General features: G+C 71.3%; 15 protein-coding genes. 6 read left to right on the top strand and 9 right to left on the bottom strand.

All coding sequences use genetic code 11. The annotated features are described in order from the left end of the window. Window positions 1–7 precede the first annotated feature (7 nt). Together nudC and WMF46_RS23865 are read right to left on the bottom strand one after the other, a co-directional pair. Window positions 8–844, bottom strand: a complete 837-nt coding sequence (gene nudC / locus WMF46_RS23870; protein ID WP_437987703.1) for an NAD(+) diphosphatase — start codon at window positions 842–844, stop codon at window positions 8–10. 164 nt (window positions 845–1,008) lie between these two features. Beyond that, complete coding sequence (locus WMF46_RS23865) at window positions 1,009–3,579, bottom strand: helicase HerA-like domain-containing protein (RefSeq protein WP_437987702.1); 2,571 nt, start codon at window positions 3,577–3,579, stop codon at window positions 1,009–1,011. A 225-nt stretch (window positions 3,580–3,804) separates the two neighbouring features. On the opposite strand from WMF46_RS23865, the gene WMF46_RS23860 reads away from it, so the two are divergent. The 4 genes from WMF46_RS23860 (at window position 3,805) to WMF46_RS23845 (ending at window position 7,771) form a co-directional block, all read left to right on the top strand. Next, window positions 3,805–4,023, top strand: coding sequence for a hypothetical protein (locus WMF46_RS23860; protein ID WP_437910799.1), 219 nt, complete (start codon window positions 3,805–3,807; stop codon window positions 4,021–4,023). Further along, entirely contained in the window at window positions 4,023–4,640 is a 618-nt protein-coding gene (locus tag WMF46_RS23855) for a nucleotidyl transferase AbiEii/AbiGii toxin family protein (protein WP_437987701.1), read from the top strand. Before WMF46_RS23860 ends, WMF46_RS23855 begins: the two co-directional genes overlap by 1 nt. A gap of 364 nt (window positions 4,641–5,004) precedes the next feature. Next, window positions 5,005–7,383, top strand: coding sequence for a protein kinase domain-containing protein (locus tag WMF46_RS23850; RefSeq protein WP_437987700.1), 2,379 nt, complete (start codon window positions 5,005–5,007; stop codon window positions 7,381–7,383). A 64-nt stretch (window positions 7,384–7,447) separates the two neighbouring features. Beyond that, window positions 7,448–7,771, top strand: coding sequence for a hypothetical protein (locus tag WMF46_RS23845; RefSeq protein WP_437987699.1), 324 nt, complete (start codon window positions 7,448–7,450; stop codon window positions 7,769–7,771). Window positions 7,772–7,787: 16 nt separating this feature from the next. Here WMF46_RS23845 and WMF46_RS23840 read toward each other — a convergent pair whose 3' ends face one another. Both WMF46_RS23840 and WMF46_RS23835 read right to left on the bottom strand, forming a co-directional pair. Continuing rightward, window positions 7,788–8,114, bottom strand: coding sequence for a rhodanese-like domain-containing protein (locus tag WMF46_RS23840; RefSeq protein ID WP_437283245.1), 327 nt, complete (start codon window positions 8,112–8,114; stop codon window positions 7,788–7,790). 81 nt (window positions 8,115–8,195) lie between these two features. After that, window positions 8,196–11,039 (bottom strand): hybrid sensor histidine kinase/response regulator, encoded by a 2,844-nt coding sequence (locus WMF46_RS23835; RefSeq protein WP_437987698.1) that lies wholly within the window; start codon window positions 11,037–11,039, stop codon window positions 8,196–8,198. A gap of 406 nt (window positions 11,040–11,445) precedes the next feature. Here WMF46_RS23835 and WMF46_RS23830 point away from each other — a divergent pair, with 406 nt between their 5' ends. After that, window positions 11,446–14,025 (top strand): DEAD/DEAH box helicase, encoded by a 2,580-nt coding sequence (locus tag WMF46_RS23830; protein WP_437987697.1) that lies wholly within the window; start codon window positions 11,446–11,448, stop codon window positions 14,023–14,025. A 117-nt stretch (window positions 14,026–14,142) separates the two neighbouring features. On the opposite strand, the gene WMF46_RS23825 is transcribed toward WMF46_RS23830, so the two are convergent. After that, on the bottom strand, window positions 14,143–16,353 hold the full coding sequence (locus WMF46_RS23825) for an FG-GAP repeat domain-containing protein (protein ID WP_437987696.1): 2,211 nt from the start codon (window positions 16,351–16,353) through the stop codon (window positions 14,143–14,145). A 278-nt stretch (window positions 16,354–16,631) separates the two neighbouring features. Continuing rightward, on the bottom strand, window positions 16,632–16,775 hold the full coding sequence (locus WMF46_RS23820) for a hypothetical protein (protein WP_437987695.1): 144 nt from the start codon (window positions 16,773–16,775) through the stop codon (window positions 16,632–16,634). Between the two features lie 24 nt (window positions 16,776–16,799). On the opposite strand from WMF46_RS23820, the gene WMF46_RS23815 reads away from it, so the two are divergent. Then, window positions 16,800–16,955, top strand: coding sequence for a hypothetical protein (locus WMF46_RS23815; RefSeq protein ID WP_437987694.1), 156 nt, complete (start codon window positions 16,800–16,802; stop codon window positions 16,953–16,955). Window positions 16,956–17,042: 87 nt separating this feature from the next. Here the strand turns inward: WMF46_RS23815 and WMF46_RS23810 are convergent, their stop codons facing one another. Genes WMF46_RS23810 through kdpC form a run of 3 tightly spaced genes read right to left on the bottom strand, consistent with a single transcriptional unit; the run spans window position 17,043 to window position 21,094 of the window. Beyond that, window positions 17,043–17,759 (bottom strand): response regulator, encoded by a 717-nt coding sequence (locus WMF46_RS23810; RefSeq protein ID WP_437987693.1) that lies wholly within the window; start codon window positions 17,757–17,759, stop codon window positions 17,043–17,045. A 15-nt stretch (window positions 17,760–17,774) separates the two neighbouring features. Further along, window positions 17,775–20,498 carry a DUF4118 domain-containing protein gene (locus tag WMF46_RS23805; protein WP_437987692.1) on the bottom strand — a complete coding sequence of 908 codons (2,724 nt, stop codon included), beginning with the start codon at window positions 20,496–20,498 and terminating at the stop codon, window positions 17,775–17,777. A gap of 14 nt (window positions 20,499–20,512) precedes the next feature. Then, a complete protein-coding gene (kdpC, locus tag WMF46_RS23800) occupies window positions 20,513–21,094 on the bottom strand; it encodes a potassium-transporting ATPase subunit KdpC (protein ID WP_437987691.1) in 582 nt (193 codons plus the stop codon). Window positions 21,095–21,107 lie beyond the last annotated feature (13 nt).

Raw genomic sequence — 21,107 nt, 5'->3', positions numbered from 1 at the left:
GGCGCCGCTACCGCGCCGGCCGCGCGAGCCAGGCCTCGATGAGCTTCCGGGCGATGCTGAGCGGCGGCGGCAAGAGCGGCAGCGCGTCGCGGTGGAACCAGCGCGCGTCCTCGAGCTCGCGCGTGTCGACGCGGAGCTCGCCGCCGGCGTAGCGCGCGGTGAACCCGACCATGATCTGGTGGGGGAACGGCCACGGCTGGCTGCCGAAATAGACGATGTCGGCGACGTCGACGCCCGTCTCCTCGTGGACCTCGCGCGCGACGCAGGTCTCCAGCGTCTCGCCCGGCTCGACGAACCCGGCGACGAGGCCGTACATGCCCGCAGGGAACCGCGCCTGGCGCGTCATCAGGACGCGCGGGCCGTCCTCGACGAGCACGATCGTCGCCGGCGTGATCCGGGGGAAGTAGTTGCTCGCGCAGCGGACGCAGCGCTTCACGCGCTCGTCCTGCCCGGCCTCGAGCGCAGTGCCGCACGCAGCGCAGTACTGGTGCGCCCTGTCCCAGTGCTGCACCTGGTACGCCGTGCCCGCGATCTCGAACAGCTCCGGATCGATGCGCCCGTGGAGGCGCCGCAGCGAGACGTAGGCGTATCCCGCCGGCGCCGGCGCGCCCTGCGCGAGCTCGGCCGAGCGGCAGGCGCGCCCGTCCAGCTCGCCGAGCGGCTGCGCGCGCGTGACGGAGACGCCGAGGTCGGCGAGATCGGCCGCGATCGGGATGTCGAAGCGATCGCCGCCGTCGCTCGGCGCGCGGACGAGGAGATCGTCGCCGCGGAACGCGAACCACGCGATCTCGGCGGGCGCCGAGCTCGGACGGCCGAGCCCGGCGCGGAAGCGGGAGGACGGCATGGCGTTACCGCGGGCAGAGCCGCGCGGGCTCCCCGTCGAGGCGTAGCTCAGGTGCGCCGATCGGCTGCATGCAGGGGAGCCTAGCGCCTCGATGGAGGGAGGGATACCGCGACGTCGCGGGAGGAGGAGGTGTGGGCGTCGCGTCGCGCGCGTCGCGCCGCGGCTCACGCGGGGCCGGCGAGCGTCGCGGCCCAGGCGAGCGCCACGAACGCGACCTCGACGTCGTTCTTCTTGGGGACGAGGCGCTTCGTCTCGATACCCTCGCCGGCGCGGAGGGGGAGCTGCTCCAGCGCCCCGAGCTCGGCGGCCTGCGCGGCGTGGAGGTCGCGGAGCGCGGCGTCCGCCTCGGTCCACTCCTGCCGCGCGCGCTCGAGCTTCGCGGCGGCCTTGTCGCGCTGGGTGCCGGCGCGCCGGGCGGTGTCCCGGCCGGCGACGAGCCCGAGGAGCGCGGCGCCCACCGCGCCGGGGAGCGCGGCCACCTCGGCCTCGGCCTGGCCGTACCGCGCCTTCGCGGCGGCGATGCGCTCGCCGAGGCGCGCGATCTTGGGCGCGAACCGGCCGACGATCTGCTGTTGCTCGGCGGCGGCGAGCCGGGCCGCGGCGGCGCGGCAGCGGGCGGCGAACGCCTCGAGGGGCTCGCCGTCGTCCTGCGCGAGCCCGAGCTCCTTGTGGACGGCCACCGCGGCCTCGGTCGTGCGGTAGGCGTGCTCCCGGAGCGCGCGCGCCGCGGCCTGCGCGGTGGCGCGCTTCGCGAGCGGGGCAGGCAGCTCGGCGAAGCGGGCGCCCGCGGCGGGCGATGTGGCGAGCAGCGAAGCGTCGAGCCGGGCGACGCGCGAGAGATCCGGCTTGCCGTCGGGCAGGAGCGGGGCGGCGAGGAGCTGGCTCCGGTTGAGGGCGATGCCGAGCTTCGTGTCGCGCAGGTGGGCGATCACGGAGACAGCAACCCAGGGAACGTAACGGAAGCCCTCCGGCGCGGCGGCAGGGGCGTGCGCGTAGAGGCTCCGCCATCCATCGGGCGCTGGCGGGGGCGCCGTCGTTGCCGGGGGCGGCGGCGCCGGCGCGGGGGCCCCGGCGTCCGCACGAGCCGCCGTGCTGCGCCGCGCGGGCTGCGGGGCGGCGGGCGTGTGGCGCGGGTCGAGCACGACCGTCCCGCCCGGGCCCACGGGCGCGCGCTGGGCGGGGCTCGACGGAGCGGGCGAAGCGCGCCTCGGATCGGGAGATGCAGACCTGGGATCGAGAGAATCGACTCTGGGATCTGGCTGTGCAGACCTGGAATCGAGAGAAGCGCGCGCCGGATCGGGCGCGGGCGGGGGAGGGGAGATGCTCCGAACGAGGCGGCCGATCTCGCGCCGGGTGACCGGGCCACGCAGCCACGACAGGCTGAAGCGCGTCTCGGCGAGGAACGACGGCGGCTGCATGTGGACGTCGCGCACGAAGAACGTGCGCGGGGGGAGCGCCTTCAGCGTGGCCGAGAGGGCCGCGGCCTCGACGCCGCCGGCGCCGCCGTCCGCGCCCGAGAGCCCCTCGACGACGCGCTCGCGATCGGCGTCGGTCTGGAGCCGGCCCACGAACCACGCGCCGGCGTTCGAGAGCGCCTTGTAGTCGAGGTCCATCGGGTTCTGCGTGGCGAGGACGACGCCGACCCCGAAGGCGCGCGCCTGCTTCAGCAGCGCGAGCAGCGGCCGCTTCGTGGGCGGGTTCGCCGGGTGCGGGGGCAAGAAGCCGAACACCTCGTCGAAGACCACGAGGGCGCGCAGGTCGCTCGTGCCCGAGAGGCCGCGCACCCACGAGAGCAGTTGATCGAACAGCAGCCCGAGGACGAGGAGCCGCTCGTCGTCGTCGAGGTGCGCGACGCTGACGATCACCGCCGGGGTCTTGGCGTCGCCGCTGCCGCCGCCGGCCTGCGGCGCGAGCCACGCCGCGACGTCGAGCGGCGCGCCCTTGCGCCAGGTGGCGAACGTGGGCGAGGCGAGCAGGGTGTTGAGCTCGCGGGCGAGCGCCTGGCGCTCCTTGGGGGCGAAGAACTCGTCGACGCCGAGGGCGCCCACGGCGGCGATCGGCGGATCGGCCAGGTCCGCGAGCAGCTCCTCGAGCCCCGCGGCCCGCCGCGCGCGCAGCCGCCGCTCGGCGAGGTGCGCGAGCAGCACGTGCTCGCGGCTCCGGGCCGGATCCGGGTCGCGGCCGACGAGCCGGAGCAGGAGCGACAGCGAGGCCGAGAGCGCCTCGCGGGCGGCCTCTTCGTCCTCGTCCCAGAGCGGGGAGGGGGTCTCGAGCGCCGACAGCACGTGGACCGGCTCGCCCGCCGTTGTGCCCGGCGTCAGCAGGCGCGGGGCCATGCGGGCGCGGAGCGCGGCGACGTCGCCCGACCCGAGCCCCGAGGAGGCGAGGCCGTCGCGCCAGCGCGCCGCGAGCCCCTCGGCGACGTCGGTCGTCGAGCGGCCGTCGCGCGCGGCGGCGGAGGGGTCGATCCACGGCTCGAACTCGGCCGCGGAGAGCTCCGGGAACGTGAAGAGCAGGTTGGGCAGGTCGCCCTTCACGTCGACCATGAGCACCGGGACGCCCGAGCGCAGCGCCTCCTCGACGAGGACCATGACGAGCCCGGTCTTGCCGCTGCCGGTCATGCCGACGACCACGCCGTGGGTCACGAGGTGGTGCGCCGGGAGCTCGAACGGGCGCGCGCCGGGATCGCCCGAGAGCGGGCGGGAGCGGCCCAGGGTGAAGGGGCGGGTCGGCATGAGGGCGGGCTCGTGCCATGGCGAGGGGGCTGTCGCAATGCTGGTGGGGGCGGGGGCGCGCGGTGACGCTTGGCGAGCGTGCAGGGCGGGGAGTCTCCGGATCCATGAGGCACACGGCTCTACAACGTCGGGAGAAACGGGAGCGTGTCGGCACGGCGCGCGGTCAATCCCGGGAGAGAGCGACGATCTGACGTCGAGCGTGCCACTCGGTGGTACGATCTACGGATGAACGCGGACGACATCCGGGCCTACAAGAAGCGCTGGGAGATGGTGGCGGAGGTCGAGCAGGAAGAGCTCGAGGCGATGTCTCCGGCCAGGAAGTTCTGCGACCTCGCGATGCTCATGGGAGTGGCCCGGGGACTCGGTGGCTCGATCGATGCAGACAAGGAGGTGGAGCAGGTGCGCCGGCGCTGGAACCTGCTCGCAGAGCGCCTGGGTGTCTGATGAGCCGCTCGCTGGCGGAGCTCGAGGACGCGGTACGCGCGCTCCTCGCCTGGTCAGAGGCATCCGGCGTCCCCATGCTGATCATCGGCGGGGTCGCGGTGTCGATCCTGAGTAAGCCGCGCACGACGAGAGACGTGGATGTCGTCGCGTGGCTTCCGAACCACAGCGAGTGGCCCGTTTTCCTGGCCGACGGGGAGCGGCATGGCATCGTTCCCCGCATCCCAGATGCGCTGGGGTTCGCCCTCAACTCCCGCGTCCTTCTGCTTCGACATGACCGATCCGGTGTTCCCATCGACCTCTCGATGGGGGCCTTGCCGTTCGAGGAGAACGCGGTTCGTCGCGCAGTCCCCACGGATCTGGGCGGTTTGCGCGTTCCGCTTCCAGTGCCCGAGGATCTCCTCGTCATGAAGGCTATAGCCCATCGCTCGCGCGACATGGTGGACATCGAATCCATCCTGAGCGCGCATGCCGATGTTGACGAGAAGTGGGTTGTCTCGACGGTTCGTGAGTTTGCCGAGGCGCTGGACGCGCCGGAGCTCGTGACCGATCTCGTGAAGTTGCTCAGCCAGCGGACTCCGATGAAGGTCAAGAAGAAGACTCGTCCTCGCAAGCGATGATGCGTCGCGGGAACTTGATGGAGGGGTGCTCGTCCCGAAGTCCGCCGTGGCACGGGTGACGGTGCGCCTGCTCCAGCTCAACCACCCGCGCCGGCGCGGGGAGCGACGGTTGTTGGTCGCGGCAGGGCTGCTCCCAGGGCCGCGGTAGCTGCCAGGGGCGAGCGCGGGGGGCGCGTGAGGACGTCTGGGCCTCGCGAGCCGCGCGTGGCCGACGGCGCCCACCATGGGAGTGATGGAAGGTGCGCGGCCCGCCTACGGCGACCCTCGCGACCGCGTTCCGCTGCCCCCGCATCCGGCCGCCCCCCACCCCCGACGCCCCGCATCTTCGCGTCAAAAAAAGCGGGAGCGCGGCTATAGTGTGCCCATGGAGGTCGGGCCATCGGAACCGGATGCCCCCGCGTCAACGGCGGGCATCCCAGCGATAGGCGAGGTCTTCGCGCAGAAATACCGCCTCGAGCGCAGCCTCGGCCGGGGCGCCATGGGCGTCATCTTCGCCGCCGAGCATGTCTCGCTGCGCCAGCGCGTGGCCGTCAAGTTCCTCCTGCCCCGCGCGATGACGCTGCCCGGCGCGAACGCCCGCTTCCTGCGCGAGGCGCGCGCCGCGGCGGCGATCCGCAGCGAGCACGTCGCCCGCGTCATCGACGTCGGCACGGCCGATCTCGGCGTCCCCTACCTCGTCATGGAGTACCTGCGCGGCCGCGATCTCCAGCGGGAGATCGAGGCGCGCGGCCCCTTGCCCGTGTCCGAGGCGGTCGATTACGTGATCCAGGGCTGCGAGGCCATCGCGGAGGCGCACGCGCGCGGCATCGTCCACCGGGACCTCAAGCCGGGGAACCTCTTCCTCACGACCGGCGCGACCGGCGCGCCCATCGTCAAGGTGCTCGATTTCGGCCTCTCCAAGTCGGCCGCCGCCGAGGACGACGGCAAGCTCACGGCGTCGGAGATGATGCTCGGCTCCCCCTGCTACATGTCGCCCGAGCAGGTGCGGTGCTCGAAAGACGTCGACGCGCGCACCGATATCTGGTCGCTCGGCGTCATCCTCTACCAGCTCCTGACGGCGCGGTTTCCCTTCGAGGTGTCCAGGATCTCGGCGCTCTTCGTCGCCATCGCCATGCAGGCGCCCACGCCGCCGCGGGTGCACCGGATGGATCTGCCGGCCCGGATCGAGGACATCATCCTGCGCTGCCTGGAGAAAGAGCCGGAGCTGCGCGTCCAGACCGTGGCGGATCTGGCGCGAGAGCTCGCGCCGTTCGGCTCGGAGCACTCCGCCCGCGCCCTGGCGCAGATCGAGGCGATCGCCCGGGGCAAGGCCTTTCCGTCGTCTCGGCCCGTCGGGCCCGCGGGCGACGGCGTCGCCAGCACGCTCCCCGCCGCGGCCAACGACGGCCCGGGCGCGTCGTCGACCCTGCCGGACGCCGACAAGGCGGCGGGAGCCGGGGCAGGTCCGTGCTCGACGGCGCTCTCGCCCGGCGGCGATCACGTGACCACCCTGCCCAGCCAGGGCGCCGCGGCGGCGACCTCGTCCAGCGCCGACGCGCCGTCCAGCGAGCGTCGCACGCTCCCCCTCGTGGCCGTCGCGGAGCGGCCCTCGCTGGCGCTGGCGCGGAGCGGCGGCCCCACGACCCCGGCGCAGGACAGCAGGCCCACGCTGAAGATGGTGCGGAGCGACCGGTCCTCGCCCGGGGGGAGCTCCGAGGACGGCCCCACGCTGACGATGTCCCGAAGCGACGGCCTCGCGCTGAAGATGGCGCAAGGCAGCGGGTCCGTGCTGGCGACAGCGCAGGGCGGCGGTGCCGCGCTGAAGATGGCGCAGGACATCGACCCCGCGCCGGCGACAGCGCAGGACAGCGGCGCCGCGCTGAAGACGGCGCAGGACAGCGGCATCGCGCTGAAGACGGCTCCCGAGGACGGCCCCACGCTGACGATGGCGCGCGAGGACGGTCCGACACCGGCGCCGACGACGGCGCGCGAGGACGGTCCGACGCCGACGCCGACGACGGCGCGCGAGGAAGGCCCCACGCTGACGATGGCCCGCGAGGACGGCCCCACGCTGACGATGGCGCGCGAGGACGGCCCCACGCTGACGATGGCGCGCGAGGACGGCCCCACGCTGACGATGGCGTGCGAGGACGGCCCCACGCTGACGATGGCGCGCAAGCGGGAGGCGCCGCCGCGGCAGCTCGGCGCGGGCAAGCGGGCGGTGCCGCTGACCCAGCCGGACGGGAAGGAGATCGCCTGGAGCCCGCGCGAAGGGACCGAACGCCGCCGCGATCGGTGGAGCTCCCGCGCGTTCCTCTGGCGCCGCAACGCGGGCGCGTGGATCGCGGCCGCCGCAACTCTCCTCGCCGCGGTGGCGATCGGCGCGGCGCGCTGGACAGCGAGCTCGAGCGCGCCGGTGGCTACCACGTCGCCGGCGGGCCAGGACGCGCCGACGACCCTCGCGAGCACGGCCGGCCCTGCGCCGTTTGACACGCCCGCGCCCTCCGGCGTCGCGCCGGCCCCGGAAGCGCCCTCGCAACCCGCGGATCCGGCCGGGGCCGACTCGCCCTCCGCGGTCGACGCTCCCGCCACGACGCCCGACCCCGCGGCGGTCTCCGAACACCGCCCGCAGGGGGTCCGGCCCCCCAAGTTGCGGCGGCCCGGCACCCTCCGCTCGCGCACCGTCTCGCCAGAGCGCGACGTGTACGGCGGGGGCGCCGAGGATGTGTACGAGGGCCTGGAGCCGCTCCGCGACAGGCGGTAGACCCGGCCTCGCGCTCCCCGCGCGGGCGGCGTCTCCGCGCCGGCGGGCCGCAGGGACAGGCATCATGGCGAAGAAGAAGCTCTCGGCCCGCGCCGCCCGGCGCGAAAGCGATCGCACGTCGGCGAAGCTCACCCGCGATATCGAGCGGCTCGCGCTGCTCGAGCCGGGCCACACCCCCGGGCGCGCCATCCCCCTCGACGCGGCCTCGCAGGTCGAGGTGGCCGCCCGGTCGATCCCGTGCCCGCGCTGCCGCGGCGCCCTCCGCGTGGAGGACCACACGGCCGAGACGCTCGACGGCGTCCGCCTCCGCGTCGCGAAGGTCGCCTGCAGCGCGTGCGGCGCAGGCCGATCGCTCTACTTCCGGCTCGGCGCCGCCTCGCTCAACTGAGCTGGTCGATGGGGGATCAGTACCGCGGGACGCTCTCGTCGATGTGGATCGACCACGCGTCGATGCCGCCCTGGAGCGAGGCGACGCGCTCGTGGCCGAGCTTCTCGAGGAGGGCGGCGGCCGAGAGGCTCCGGACGCCATGGTGGCAGTAGGCGACGACCAGCGCGCCCTCGCCGGGCGCGACCTCGTCGGCCCGCTCGACGAGCTCGTTCAGCGGGATCAGCGTGCTGCCCGGCAGCGCGGCGATCTCGTGCTCGCCGGGCGTGCGCACGTCGAGGAGGTACACGGGCTCGCCCGCCTTCAGCTTCAGAAAGAGCTCTTTCACGGAAATCTGTTGGACCATGACCGTGCTCGCCATCCTGCCGCGGACGGCGCCGTAAAGGCTTCTACCTAATCCAAGGAGCTCCCCCAGAGCAACCGCCGCTCATCGGCTCGTCCGATCGGTCGGAGCCGTCTCGTTCGTCAGATTCGTCAGATTCGTCAGATTCGGCCGATCCTTGGCCAGCGCCGCGATCACCCCGACGAGCTCCGCCGGATCCAGGGGCTTGGCGACGTGCGCCTGGTACCCGGCACCGAGCGCCCGCGCCTTGTCCTCGGCCCGCGCCAGCGCGCTGAGCGCGACGGCCGGCGTCGCCCCGCCCCGCGCCTCGCCGAGGCCCCGCACCCTGCGGATGAGCTGGAAGCCGTCCTCGCCCGGCATCCCGAGGTCGCTGACGATGACGTCGGGCCGATCCTGCGAAAGGATGGCCAGCGCCTCGGCGGCGGATCCCGCGGTCGTGACCGTCGCCTCGCACTCCTCCAGCACGCGCTGGGCGACCTCGCGCGCGTCGGGCTGATCGTCGACCACCAGCACCCGCATGCCGGCGAGCGACGCGCCCGGGTAGTCGGCCGGCGCCTCGGCGCACGCCTCGCTGGGGCGCTCCGCCGCGTCGGGCGCCTCCTGCGAGACGCCGGCGAGCGGAAGCGTCACGGTGAAGGTCGCGCCCAGATGCTCGCCCTGGCTCGTGACCTCCACGGTGCCGCCGTGCAGCTCGACCAGGTGCTTGACGATCGACAGCCCGATGCCGAGCCCGCCGTGCTTCCTCGTCGAGGACGCGTCCGCCTGCCGGAAGCGCTCGAACAGGTGGGGGAGGAACTGCGGGGCGATGCCCATCCCGGTGTCGGTCACCGACAGCGCGGCGTGCGCGCCCGCGCGCCGCAGCGCGACGTCGATCCGCCCGCCCGGGGGCGTGAACTTCACGGCGTTCGACAGGAGGTTCCAGACGACCTGGTGGATCCGCGCGGGATCCCCCCTCAGGGAGCTCGCCTCGGGGTCGATGCTCGAGGCGACCGCGATCCCCTTGGTCTCGGCCGCGAGCTGGATCGCCTCGAGCGCGCTCTGGATGACCGTCGGCAGGTCGACCGGCTGCACGTCGAGCCGCAGCTTCCCCGAGACGATCCGGCTCATGTCGAGCAGCTCGGACACCATGTCGGCCTGGAGCCGCGCGTTGCGCTCGATGACCTCGAGCCCCCGCGCGAGCGTCTGCGCCTCGGGCGCCCGGCCCCGCAGGATGCGCGCCCAGCCGAGGATGGCGTTGATGGGCGAGCGCAGCTCGTGCGAGAGCGTCGCGACGAAGTCGTCCTTGACCCGGCTCACCCGCTCCGCCTCGTCGCGCGCGGCGCGCTCGCTCTCGAGCAGCTTCAGGCGCTCTTCCTCGGCCAGCCGCTCCGCGGTGACGTCCTCGGTGATCCCCATGAACGAGTCCACGGTGCCCTCGGGCCCGAGCTCGGGGATGATCCGGGCGCGGAACCGCCGCCCGCCGAGGCTGAACTCCAGCCGCTGCGGCCTGGCCGTCGCGAGCGCCTCGCGGCACGCGGCCTCGCTCACCTCGATCACCTCGCTCGGGAGCCCGTTCTCGCGGGGCGTCCTGCCGATGTAATGCTCCGGCGGAAACCCCATCACCGTCCCCGAGGTGGGCGACATGAAGGTGCAGCGCAGGTCGAGGTCCAGGCGGTAGATCACGTCGGGCGAGTTCGCCATCAGCGACGCGAGCTCCCGCTCGCGCGCGCGGAGCTCGTCCTCCAGGCGCCCGCGCTCGGCGATGACCCGCTGCGCCTCGTCGAGCGCCGCGCGGAGCCGGCCCTCGCTCTCGCGCAGCGCCTCCTCCGTGCGCTTGAGCCGGCTGACATCGAGACAGATGCCGACCCAGGCGGTGATCTCGCCTCGCTCGTCGCGGACCGGGACGCCCCGGTTGAGGACGGGGTGGACGGCGCCGTCAGGGCTGACGTAACGGAGCTCCTCCTCGAACGGCTCACCCCGCCGCACGCACTCCTCGAAGATCGCGACCTTCTGCCGGTCGTCCGGGTGCAGCGTCTCGATCCACCCGTGGCCCGAGCACTCCTCCTGCCTTATCCCGGCCATCTGGAGGAACGCGTGGCTGCTGTAGATGTTCTGTCCTGCCGCGTCGCTGACCCAGAGGCCATAGTCGATGGATTCCCCGATGGCGCGGAAGACCTGCTCGCACCGCTGGACCGCCGCCTCCGTCTGCCGGAGCGCCGTCATGTCGAGCACGATCGCGAAGCCGGCCTCCTCGTACCGCTCACCAGGCAGCAGACAGCCGCTCACCAGCATCTTGAGGCGCGTGCCGTCGCGCAGCACATAGGTCCTCTCGAAGGGCGTGAACGTCCACCGGCTCGCCCGCAGCTCCGCCAGGGCGCGGTCGCCGGCGGCGCGATCCTCCGGCGACATGTCGGCATCCCAGCGGACCAGGCCGGCCGTGACCTCTTCCCGCGTGTGGCCCACGAGCTTCAGATAGGCCTCGTTCGCCTCGATGATGCGCCCGTCATGTGTCCAGAAGGCCATCGGGGCCATGTTGCTGTGGAAGATGCTCCGCAGCTGGGCATCGCTCTCCGCCAGCGCCTGCTCCGCGGCGAGCGCCCGCTCCTCCGCGTTCCTCGGCTCGGTGATGTCCTCGACGAACACCACCGCGCGATACGGCCTCTGTCGGACGTCACGGACGAAGACGCCGGTCACGTGGAGCGAGCGGACGCCGCCGTCCTTGCAGCGGCAGCTCATCTCGAAGGTGAGCTCCTCCTCGTCGGCTTCGAGGAGCGAGCGCCACGCGGCCAGCGAGCCCGCGCGGTCTTCCGGCAGCGCGAGATCCGACAGCTTCTTCTGGAGCAGCTCGCCCTCCGAGTAGCCCAGCAGCAGGCAAAGCGAGCTGCTGACGCGCAGGATCCTCCCGCTCGACGCGTCGATCCGCGCGGTCCCCCTGCTTGGCGCTCGCATCGCCCAGGCTGGCTGTCCGGCCGTTTCCCCCATCCGCCGCTCGCCCTGATCCTCCATGCACCCGCCCGCTCGGCCGTGTGTGCATGGCGCTCCCCCTACTGTTTCGTCCGGCCACGCTATCACGATCGCGTGACGCTGCGGGCGGCATGGTGCTCCGATCGCCACCGTCCTCTGCTCGTCCTGCTTGCCTGGGCGCAGCCTGCGGCGTCCGCTCCGCCTCTTCCGTCTGCCGTGTCGGTCGCGCCAGCGCGACAGCGGTGTCGGTTGCGCCTGCTGCGTCGGTCCCGCTCCGATCGCGCGTCGCAAGCGATCCGACCTGGACATGGAGGAGTTTGCTTGCATTCTCGCTGAAACCAGGCTTCTGCATGGTGGGCCCGCGCCCATGGGCGCGCGCCCGACAGCCGCCATGGATCAAGCCGCCGCTCCGCTCCTCGCTCGCCTCCCGCCGTCGCCTCACGACTTCACGGCCGACGACCTCCTCAACGGCTTCCTCGACTACGTCGCCGAGCGGGGGCTCGAGCTCTACCCGGCGCAGGAGGAGGCCATCCTCGAGATCTTCGGCGGCAAGAACGTGATCCTCAACACGCCGACCGGCTCGGGCAAGTCGCTCGTCGCGGCCGCCATGCACTTCAAGGCGCTCGCCGAGGGGATGAAGTCGTACTACACGTGCCCGATCAAGGCGCTCGTCAGCGAGAAGTTCTTCTCGCTCTGCAGCGATTTCGGCCCCGAGAACGTGGGTATGTTGACGGGCGACGCGGCCGTGAACCGCGACGCGCCCATCATCTGCTGCACCGCGGAGATCCTCGCGAACATCGCGCTCCGCGAGGGCGAGAAGGCGCTCTGCGACTACGTGATCATGGACGAGTTCCACTACTACTCGGATCGCGATCGCGGCGCGGCCTGGCAGATCCCGCTGCTCACGCTGCCGCAGGCGAGGTTCTTGCTCATGAGCGCCACGCTCGGAGGCACCGAGTTTTTCCAGGAGGAGCTCACGCGCCTGACGGGCGAGCAGACCGCCGTGATCAAGTCGACAGTGCGCCCGGTGCCGCTCGACTTCGAGTACCGCGAGACGCCGCTCCACGAGACCGTCGCGACGCTCGTGAAGGGCGGCAAGGCGCCGATCTACATCGTGAGCTTCACGCAGCGGGGCTGCGCCGAGGAGGCGCAGAACCTGATGAGCCAGGACTACTGCACCAAGGAGGAGAAGCGCGCGATCACCGCCGCCCTCGCGGGCGCAGGGCCGGGGTCCGCGTTCGGGGGCCCCTTCAAGTTCTCGAGCCCCTATGGCCGCGAGGTGCAGCGCTTCGTCAGGCACGGGATCGGGCTCCACCACGCGGGGCTCCTGCCGAAATACCGGCTGCTCGTCGAGAAGCTGGCCCAGCAGGGGCACCTCAAGATCATCTGCGGCACGGACACGCTCGGCGTCGGCGTCAACATCCCGATCCGCACGGTGCTGTTCACGAAGCTCTGCAAGTTCGACGGCGAGAAGACGGCCATCCTGAGCGTGCGTGACTTCCAGCAGATCAGCGGCCGGGCCGGCCGGAAGGGGTTCGACAACCAGGGGAGCGTCGTCGCCCAGGCGCCGGAGCACGTCATCGAGAACATGAGGCTCGACGCGAAGGCGGGGAACGACCCGGCCAAGCGGCGGAAGATCGTCAGGAAGAAGCCGCCGGAGAAGGGCTATGTGCACTGGGACCGGCAGACGTTCGAGAAGCTGATCCAGTCGCCGCCCGAGCCGCTCGTGTCCCGGTTCCAGGTCACGCACGGCATGCTCGTCAACGTGCTCGGGCGCGAGGAGGGCGGCTGTCTGGCGCTGAAGCGGCTCATCCGCGGCACCCACGATCGGCCGGCGGTCCGGCGCCAGCACGGCAGGACGGCGATGCTCCTCTTCCGCTCGCTCGTGGAGGCGCGCATCATCGAGTTCGTCCCCAGGGAAGACGGGCCGGGCAAGCGCCTCCGCATCAACGCGGATCTCCAGGAAGACTTCTCGCTGAACCACGCCCTCTCGCTCTACGTCCTCGAGACGGTGGGCAAGCTGGATCCCGACAGCGGCACCTATCCGCTCGATCTCTTGACGCTCGTCGAGTCGATCCTCGAGAACCCCGATCTCATCCTGCAGAAGCAGCTCGATCGGCTGAAGACCGAGAAGCTCGCCGAGCTGAAGGCGGCGGGCGTGGAGTACGAGCAGCGGATGGAGGAGCTCGAGAAGCTCGATTATCCGAGGCCGAACCGCGAGTTCATCTACGGGACCTTCAACGACTTCGCGCGGCGGCACCCCTGGGTGGGGCAGGAGAACATCCGTCCGAAGGGCGTGGCGCGCGAGATGTACGAGCAATACCTGTCGTTCAGCGAGTACATCCGGGAGTACAACCTGGAACGGGCGGAGGGGCTGCTCCTCAGGTACGTCTCCGAGGTGTACAAGGCGCTCGTCCAGACGGTGCCCGAGTACGCGAAGGACAGCGACACCGGCGAGATGATCGCCTATTTCCGGGCGCTCATCCGCGGCGTGGACTCGAGCCTGCTCGACGAGTGGGAGCGGCTGCGCGACCCGTCGTTCCAGCCGCGCGCGGCGGCCCCGGGCGGCGCCGTGGAGCCGGCCGCGTTCGACGTCACGCGGAACGTCAAGGAGTTCACGGTGCTCGTGAGGAACGAGCTCTTCTTCTTCCTGCGCGCGCTGGCCCGCCGCGACTACGAGGTCGCCGCCGAGATGGTGGAGGGGGAGGAGGCGCCCTGGACGGCGGATCGGCTGGACGAGGCGCTCCGAGGCTATTACGCGGAGCACGCGGCGATTCGCACCGATCCGGCGGCCCGGAGCCCGAGCAACACGATCATCCACCCCGCCGAGGACGGCGGCTCCTGGGTTGTCCAGCAGATCATCGCCGATCCCGAGGACCACAACGACTGGATGCTCGACTGCAAGGTGGATATCGATCGCTCGCGCGACGCGGGGCGGCCGGTCATCGTGCTCCGGCGCATCGCGAGCTGAGGCCACGCTCGCTGGTCGGTTCCGTGCGCCAGGCTGGCCGCCCCCCGCGCCTCGGCGTGAGTCCGGGGGAGATGGACGCGCCCGGGCCAGGGGGGCGGCGCTCGAACGTTGTCGCCGTTACCCTTCGTTATCCGAGCTACACGAAGTGTTCAGCTGCACGCCCACTCCGCCGGAGAACGAGCCATACACGAGGTCGAGTTGATGGTCGTGGTTGAGATCGGCCACGCTGAGCACGGCCGGCCCCACGGCCGAGGTGACGCTGCGGGGCGGGTCGAACGTCCCGTCTCCCCGCCCCAGAAGCAAGACGATGTCGTTGCTATCGTTGTTGGCGACGAGGACATCGCGCTCCTTGTCCCCGTCGATGTCCACGATCACCACGGAGATCGGCCGGAGGCCGGTCGGGATGGTCGGACCGCTGCGGAAGGTGCCGTCCCTGTTGCCGAACAGCACGCTCACGGTGCCCGCGGTCATGTTCGTTACGGCCAGATCGAGCACGCGATCGCCGTCGAGATCCCCCGTTGCGATACCGAGGGGCCGCGTGCCAGTGGGAAAGCTCTGCGGCAGTGTCTTGAAGGTGCCGTCCCCGTTGCCAAGGAGGACGCGCACGTCGTGGCTGTTGGAGCTCGCGACGGCGAGGTCCAGCTTCTTGTCGTTGTTGTAGTCGCCCAGAGCCATGAACCGAGGCCCGACGCCGGCGGGGAAACCAATGGCAGTCTTGAAGGTGCCGTCTCCGTTGCCAAGGAGAACGCTCACGTCGTTGGTCCCTATGTTCGACACCGCGAGGTCGATGTCGTGATCCCTGTTGAAGTCCGCCGCGACGACGGCGAAGGGACTGGCGCCGGTGGCTTGCGTCTGCGGGGGCTGGAAGGTGCCGTCCCCGTTGCCGAGGAGAATGCTCACGTTGTTGTTGGAAAAGCTCGTCACTGCGACGTCGAGCTCGTGGTCATTGTTGAAGTCCTCCACGACGAGGCGATCGAGGGACGTGTCGGTAACGGTGATGATGGGCGACTGGAAAGTGCCGTCGCCGTTGCCGAGCATCACGCCGACGCCGCTTATGACAGCGGCCACGAGATCGGGCACGTGGTCTCGGTTGATGTCCGCCACTGAAGGGCTCGATCCGGGCCTGAAGATCTGCGCGGCGACGAAGGTGCCGTCGCCGTTGCCGAGAAGGACGGTGACGTCCCTGCCGAAGATGTTGGAGGTGACCATGTCGACGGCGCCGTCGCCATCGAGGTCGCCGGCCGCTATGTTGGCGGCACCCCAGCCGCCGGCGAAGATGCCCGGCGGCGGCTGGAAGGTGCCGTCGCCGTTGCCCGGCAGCACGGCGACAGCGCCGTTGGAGCTCACCACGGAGAGGTCGAGCGCACCGTCGCCGTTGAAGTCCTCGGCGGTGATGGTGTTCCCCCCGGGGGAGAAAGCAATCACCGGAGACTGGAAGGTGCCGTCTCCGCGATTGATCAACACAGCGACACCGCGCCCCACGGCGAGGTCGGGCGCGCCGTCATCGTTGAAGTCGCCGGCGACGATGTGGCTGGTGGCGGGACCAACGGCGAGAGGCACCGCAGGCTGGAAGGTACCGTCGCCGCTGCCGAGCAGGATGCTCACGTCGACCTCGCTCGCGACCGCGAGATCGAGCACCTGGTCACCATTGAAGTCTGCCGTCTTGACGTCGAACGTGGGCGCGCCGATCGCGTAGATCGCTGGGGGCAGGAAGGTGCCGTCTCCGCGATTGAGCAGCACATTCACCCCCTGGCTATCCAGGTCGTCGACGGCAAGATCGATGTCGCCGTCGCTGTCGAAGTCACCTGCGGTCATCGCCGAGTGGAGGTCGCCGGAAACGACGCTCGTCACCGCCTGGAATGTGCCATCGCCGTTGCCGAGCAGGACGCTCACGCTGAGGCCCGCCGTCGCCAGGTCGATGATGCCATCGCCGTCGAAGTCCTCCGCGACGAGCGCGCCGGCGTTGGGGCTGAGGAAGAGCCGCAGTTGCCCGAAGGTGCCGTCGCCGTTGCCGAGCAGCACGTTCACGCCGACATCCATATCGGTGGATGTCACGGCGAGATCGAGCGCTCCGTCGCCGTCGAAGTCTCTCAGGACGACGCCCTGCGCCTGACCAATGTCGTAGGTGTATGCGGCGACGAATGTTGGTTCGCATGCATTATTGCGATGTTCGTCATCCGCATCATGGTCGTGTACTCCTATTGCGAGGCGCGCTGCCACGACGTCCGTGCCTCGCGCCGCGTGCCGCTGCTCACAGGATGTCACCGCGACAACGATGCCTATCAGGGACGCCAGCGACAGCGCCCGTTCGTGAAACGAAGACAGCATGATATCCCCCCATCGCCTTGCTCGTGCTACCTCGGCCGGCAGGACGCGAGACGCATCGCGCCGCCCCTGGAGCGCGCAAGGAGCGCAATTGTCGCACATTCCCCGAACCGGTCAATTGCTCGTAAGCTGTAGGCCTCGAGACGCACTTCCTCAAGCGGGGATGTCCTCTGTCCTGCCAAGATCTTACGTCGGCTGCCAGAAACGCTTCGAACGAAGATGATGTCTGCTTGGGGGACGGCGCGGAGAGAGCTCGACATCGGCCAGGTCGTTCGGACTTCTTAGCCTCCGGCGCGCTCCAGGCCGGCCGGAACGAACACCGCGATGGTGACGCCGTCCGGCAGGGTGACGAACGCTGCGCAGAGCTTGCCGGCGGCGCAGTAGATCGCCCCGAACCGAATGTCGCGCTGAACGAGCTGGATCATGCCCTGAACCGAGGGGAGGCCCTGTTGACATACGTACGGTATCTCGACGACATGGTCGTGCTCGCGCCCGACTCGCCCCGCGGGCGGGCGTGGGCCAACCGCGCGCTGGAACGAATCCGCGAGGAGGCGGAGGGGATCGGCGTGTCGCTCAACACGGACAGGTCGCTGGTGGTCACGTAAATCTGTTCTTTTTTGCGACTTTGCGTCTTGGCGACTTTGCGTTGAAATCTCTCTCCAGATCCACGGCTGGACTCCTGGAGGATGGAACTACGGCTCGACTCGAGTCCCCTTGAGCCGGTAGCCCACGCCGGGCTCGGTGATCAGGATCTGCGGTCGCGCCGGGTCGCGCTCCAGCTTGTGCCGGAGCTGCGCCATGTAGACGCGCAGATAGTGTGTCTGCCCCGCGTAGGCAGGGCCCCACACCTCGCCGAGGAGCTGGCGGTGCGTCAGCACCTTCCCGGCGTGTCGGATCAGCGTCGTGAGCAGCTTGTACTCGATCGGTGTCAGGTGGATCTCCTCGCCCGCCCGCAGCACGACCCGGCGCGCGAGGTCGACCTCGACGTCCTGCACCTTGAAGCTCGAGTTCTCCGCTTTCGTCCCGTGCGCCGCGTGGGCGGCATGGCGCAGCGCCACGCGCAGCCGCGCCAGGAGCTCGCCCGCGCTGAACGGCTTGGTCAGGTAGTCGTCGGCCCCGCCGTCCAGCGCGTCGATCTTGTCCTGCTCCTGGCCGCGGGCCGACAGCACGATGATCGGGACAGCGCTCCACTCCCGGAGCCGCCGGGTCACCTCCAGGCCATCCATGTCAGGGAGCCCGAGATCGAGGAGCACGAGATCCGGATTGCGCGTCGTCGCCTGGGCGATCCCCTCGGCGCCCGTCTCCGTCTCCACGAGCCGATAGCCGCGGGCCGCCAGCATCGCGCGCAAGAAGCGGCGCATCTGCGGCTCGTCCTCGATCAGCAGCACGAGAGGAGACGCTTCCGCCATCGCGCACCCACGATATCAAGCGCCCGCGGCCGCCGGCAGCTCCGGGGCGGCGAGGTTCGGCGGGCGGCCCTCGATGGGCAATGTCACGCGGAAGACCGCGCCTCCATGAGGCCGATTCTCCGCTGTGATCCGCCCGCCGTGCGCGGCCACGAGGCCGCGGCAGATGGTGAGGCCGAGGCCGAGCCCGCGCTGCGTCTGGCCCCGGCCCCTGTGGAATTTCTCGAAGATGGCCTCCTCCTCGCCGGGCGGCAGGCCTGGACCGCGATCCATGATCTCGAGCATCGCCATGCTTTGCTCCGTGAACCCGCGGATCGCGATCGGGCTGCCGGCGGGCGAGTACTTGAGCGCGTTCTCGAGCAGGTTGATGAGCACCTGCTCCATCAGCACGCCATCCATCGGGACGAGCTCCGCCGCCCGGTCGAGCTCGATCGAGACCTCCCGGCCTTCCAGGCGCTCCTCGACCCGGTTCAGCGCCGCCCCCACGATCTCTTCGAGCGGCAGCCACTCCTTCTTCACCGCGAGCGCCCCGGACTCCAGGCGCGTCATGTCGAGCAGGTTGCGCACGAGGCGCTCGAGCCGCTGCGCCTCCTCCAGCACGGTCTGCGTCAGGTCGCGCCGGGCCGCCGGGTCGAGCGCGGCCCCCTCGTCGAGCAGCGCGCCCGCGACGCCGGTGATCGTGGCGAGCGGGGTGCGCAGATCGTGCGAGACCGAGCTCAGGAGGGCGTTGCGGAGCTCCTCCGCCTGGGCGTGCAGCTGCGCGCGCTGGGCCTGCCTCGCGAGCAGGGCGCGCTCCAGCGCGAGCGCCGTCTGCGCGGCGAAGGCGCCGAGCAGCTCGCGCCGGCTCAGGTCGAGGGACTGCCACGACCCGCGCGGCCGGACGCTGAGGACGCCGATGGGCCCGGTGGACCCGTGGAGCGGCAGGTGCATCGCGCCCGCGCTCGGGAGCGTATCGGTCCCGGCCCCCGCGGCCTTGCCGCGCGCATAGGCCCACTCCGCGACCGCCCGCTCCTGCTCGCCGGCGACCAGATCCTCCGCTGTCCCGGCGCAGACGGCGAGGCGGCCGTCCGGGCCGGGAAGGAGGACGACCGCATCCGCCTCGAAGACGTCGCGCACGTGGCGCGCTGCAGCGAGGCTGAGCTTGTCGGTCTCGCGCAGGGCGGTCAGCTCCCTGCTCATCGCGTAGAGCGCCGCGGTGCGCTGCTCGCGCTGGCCGGCGCTCTCGGCGTCGAGGCGGATGCGCACGGTGAGGCCGGCGATGATCAGCGCCACGAGCAGCATGATCGCGAACGTAAGGAGGTACTGGAGATCGCTGACCACGAAGGTCAGGTACGGCTTGACGAAGAAGAAATCGAAGGCCGCGACGCCGAGCACCGACGCGAGCACCGAGGGGCCTCGCCCGAAGCGGCTCGCGACGAAGACCACCCCGAGCAGGTAGACCATGATGAGGTTCGCCAGGTCGGAGAACGGGTGCATGATCCACGAGACCAGCGTGCAGAGCGCCACCACGCACGCGCTGAGGGCGTACGCCAGCGGCGCGACGCGGCGCCGCTCGGGCGACCCGACCTCGGACCGCTGCGCCTCCGCCGTCCCCTGGATGACGTAGACGTCGATGTCGGCGCTCTGGCGCACGAGATCGTCGAGCAGCGAGCCGTAGATGAAGTCCTTCCAGCGAGGGTGGGTCGGCTTGCCGACGACGATCTTGCTGACGTTGTGCTGCCTGGCGTACCGCAGGACCTCCGCGGCGACCTCCGCGCCGTGGAGCTGGACCGTGGTGGCGCCGAGGCGCTCCGCGAGCGCGAGGTTTCGGTCGACCCGCGCGCGATCGGCCGCGGTCAGCCGCGCCTGGGCCGGCGTCCGCACGTACACCGCGTGCCACTCCGCCTTCAGGCTGCCGGCCATCCGCCGCGTCGCCCGGATGAGCCGCGCCGACATGGGGCTCGGCCCGACGCAGACGAGGATCCGTTCGGCGACGGCCCACGTCTCCTGGATCCCGTGGGCGCGCATGTAGCCGCGCATCTGATCGTCGACGCGCTCGGCGGTGCGCCGCAGGGCGAGCTCGCGCAGGGCGATCAGGTTGCCTTTGCGGAAAAAGTTGCTCGCCGCGCGCTCGATCTGCTCCGAGAGGTAGACCTTGCCCTCGCGCAGCCGCTCGAGGAGGTCGTCCGGCGGGAGGTCGATCAGCTCGATCTCGTCGGCGCGCCCGATCATCGAGTCCGGCACCGTCTCCCGGACCACGACGCCGGTCACCTGGGCCACCACGTCGTTCAGGCTCTCGATGTGCTGGACGTTGAGGGTGGTGTAGACGTCGATCCCCGCGTCGAGGAGATCCATGACGTCCTGCCAGCGCTTCGGGTGCCGGAGCCCCGGCGCGTTCGTGTGCGCGAGCTCGTCGACGAGGAGGAGCTTCGGACGGCGCTTCAACGCGGCGTCGAGGTCGAAATCACGCAGCGTCCTGCCGCGGTGCTCGACCTCGATCGCCGGCAGGCGCGGCAGCGGCGGAGGCCCGTCGAGGAGCGCCTCCGTCTCGGCGCGCCCGTGCGTCTCGACCCACCCGACGACGACATCGACCTCCTCCTCGCGGAGCGACCGCGCCGCCAGCAGCATCGCGTACGTCTTGCCGACGCCGGGCGCGGCGCCGAAGAAGAGCTTGAGCTTGCCCTTCCCCTCGCGCTCCTCCTCCTCGCGGGCGGCGGCGAGCAGCGCCTCGGGATCCGGCCGGTCGTCGCGTGTGTCCGCCACCGCTCGTGCTCTCCTCAGCGGGCGCCGTCGAGGGCGAGGTTCAGGAGGAGCACGTTGACGTGGGGCTCGCCGAGGAGGCCGAGAAAGCGCCCCTCGGTGTGCCGCGCGACGAGCCGGCGAACTTCCTCCTCTCCCAGGTTCCGCGCGCGCGCCACGCGCCTCACCTGGTACTCCGCCGCCGCGGGGCTGATGTGCGGATCGAGGCCGCTGCCGGAGGCGGTCACCAGGTCGACCGGCACCGGCGCGGCGGCCTCTGGATCCGCGGCGCGGAGCGCCTCGATCCTGGCCTTGACCGCCTCGACCAGCGCAGGGTTCGTGGGCCCGAGGTTGCTCCCGGCGGAGGCCTGCCCCGCGTAGGGGACAGGGCTCGTCGCCGAGGGGCGGCCCCAGAAGTAGCGCGGGTCGTGCGAGTCGTTGAACGCCTGGCCGAGCAGGCGCGATCCGACCACGCGGCCGCCCTGGAGCACGAGGCTGCCGTTCGCCTGATGGGGGAACGCGGCCTGCGCGATGGCGGTCGAGAGCAGCGGGTAGGCGAACCCCGTGAGGCCGGTGAGGACGAGGAGGAGGACGAGGGCGGGTCGCAGGTGCGCGAGCATTGTGTTCTTTCCT

Origin of the sequence: Sorangium sp. So ce117, from assembly GCF_051524395.1 — a bacterium.
In the GTDB taxonomy this organism is placed as follows: domain Bacteria; phylum Myxococcota_A; class Polyangia; order Polyangiales; family Polyangiaceae; genus Sorangium; species Sorangium cellulosum_B.
The sequence above is the reverse complement of the archived record's forward strand: the minus strand, read 5'-3'. Positions and strand labels throughout refer to the sequence as shown.

Excerpts from the sequence above, each read along its gene's own strand:
- WMF46_RS23830 (WP_437987697.1), top strand. The coding sequence starts at position 11,446 with ATGGATCAAGCCGCCGCTCCGCTCCTCGCTCGCCTCCCGCCGTCGCCT.
- nudC (WP_437987703.1), bottom strand. The coding sequence starts at position 844 with ATGCCGTCCTCCCGCTTCCGCGCCGGGCTCGGCCGTCCGAGCTCGGCG.
- WMF46_RS23840 (WP_437283245.1), bottom strand. The coding sequence starts at position 8,114 with ATGGTCCAACAGATTTCCGTGAAAGAGCTCTTTCTGAAGCTGAAGGCG.
- WMF46_RS23855 (WP_437987701.1), top strand. The coding sequence starts at position 4,023 with ATGAGCCGCTCGCTGGCGGAGCTCGAGGACGCGGTACGCGCGCTCCTC.
- WMF46_RS23810 (WP_437987693.1), bottom strand. The coding sequence starts at position 17,759 with ATGGCGGAAGCGTCTCCTCTCGTGCTGCTGATCGAGGACGAGCCGCAG.
- WMF46_RS23860 (WP_437910799.1), top strand. The coding sequence starts at position 3,805 with ATGAACGCGGACGACATCCGGGCCTACAAGAAGCGCTGGGAGATGGTG.
- WMF46_RS23865 (WP_437987702.1), bottom strand. The coding sequence starts at position 3,579 with ATGCCGACCCGCCCCTTCACCCTGGGCCGCTCCCGCCCGCTCTCGGGC.
- WMF46_RS23845 (WP_437987699.1), top strand. The coding sequence starts at position 7,448 with ATGGCGAAGAAGAAGCTCTCGGCCCGCGCCGCCCGGCGCGAAAGCGAT.
- WMF46_RS23835 (WP_437987698.1), bottom strand. The coding sequence starts at position 11,039 with ATGCGAGCGCCAAGCAGGGGGACCGCGCGGATCGACGCGTCGAGCGGG.
- WMF46_RS23825 (WP_437987696.1), bottom strand. The coding sequence starts at position 16,353 with ATGCTGTCTTCGTTTCACGAACGGGCGCTGTCGCTGGCGTCCCTGATA.
- WMF46_RS23850 (WP_437987700.1), top strand. The coding sequence starts at position 5,005 with ATGGAGGTCGGGCCATCGGAACCGGATGCCCCCGCGTCAACGGCGGGC.
- kdpC (WP_437987691.1), bottom strand. The coding sequence starts at position 21,094 with ATGCTCGCGCACCTGCGACCCGCCCTCGTCCTCCTCCTCGTCCTCACC.
- WMF46_RS23820 (WP_437987695.1), bottom strand. The coding sequence starts at position 16,775 with ATGATCCAGCTCGTTCAGCGCGACATTCGGTTCGGGGCGATCTACTGC.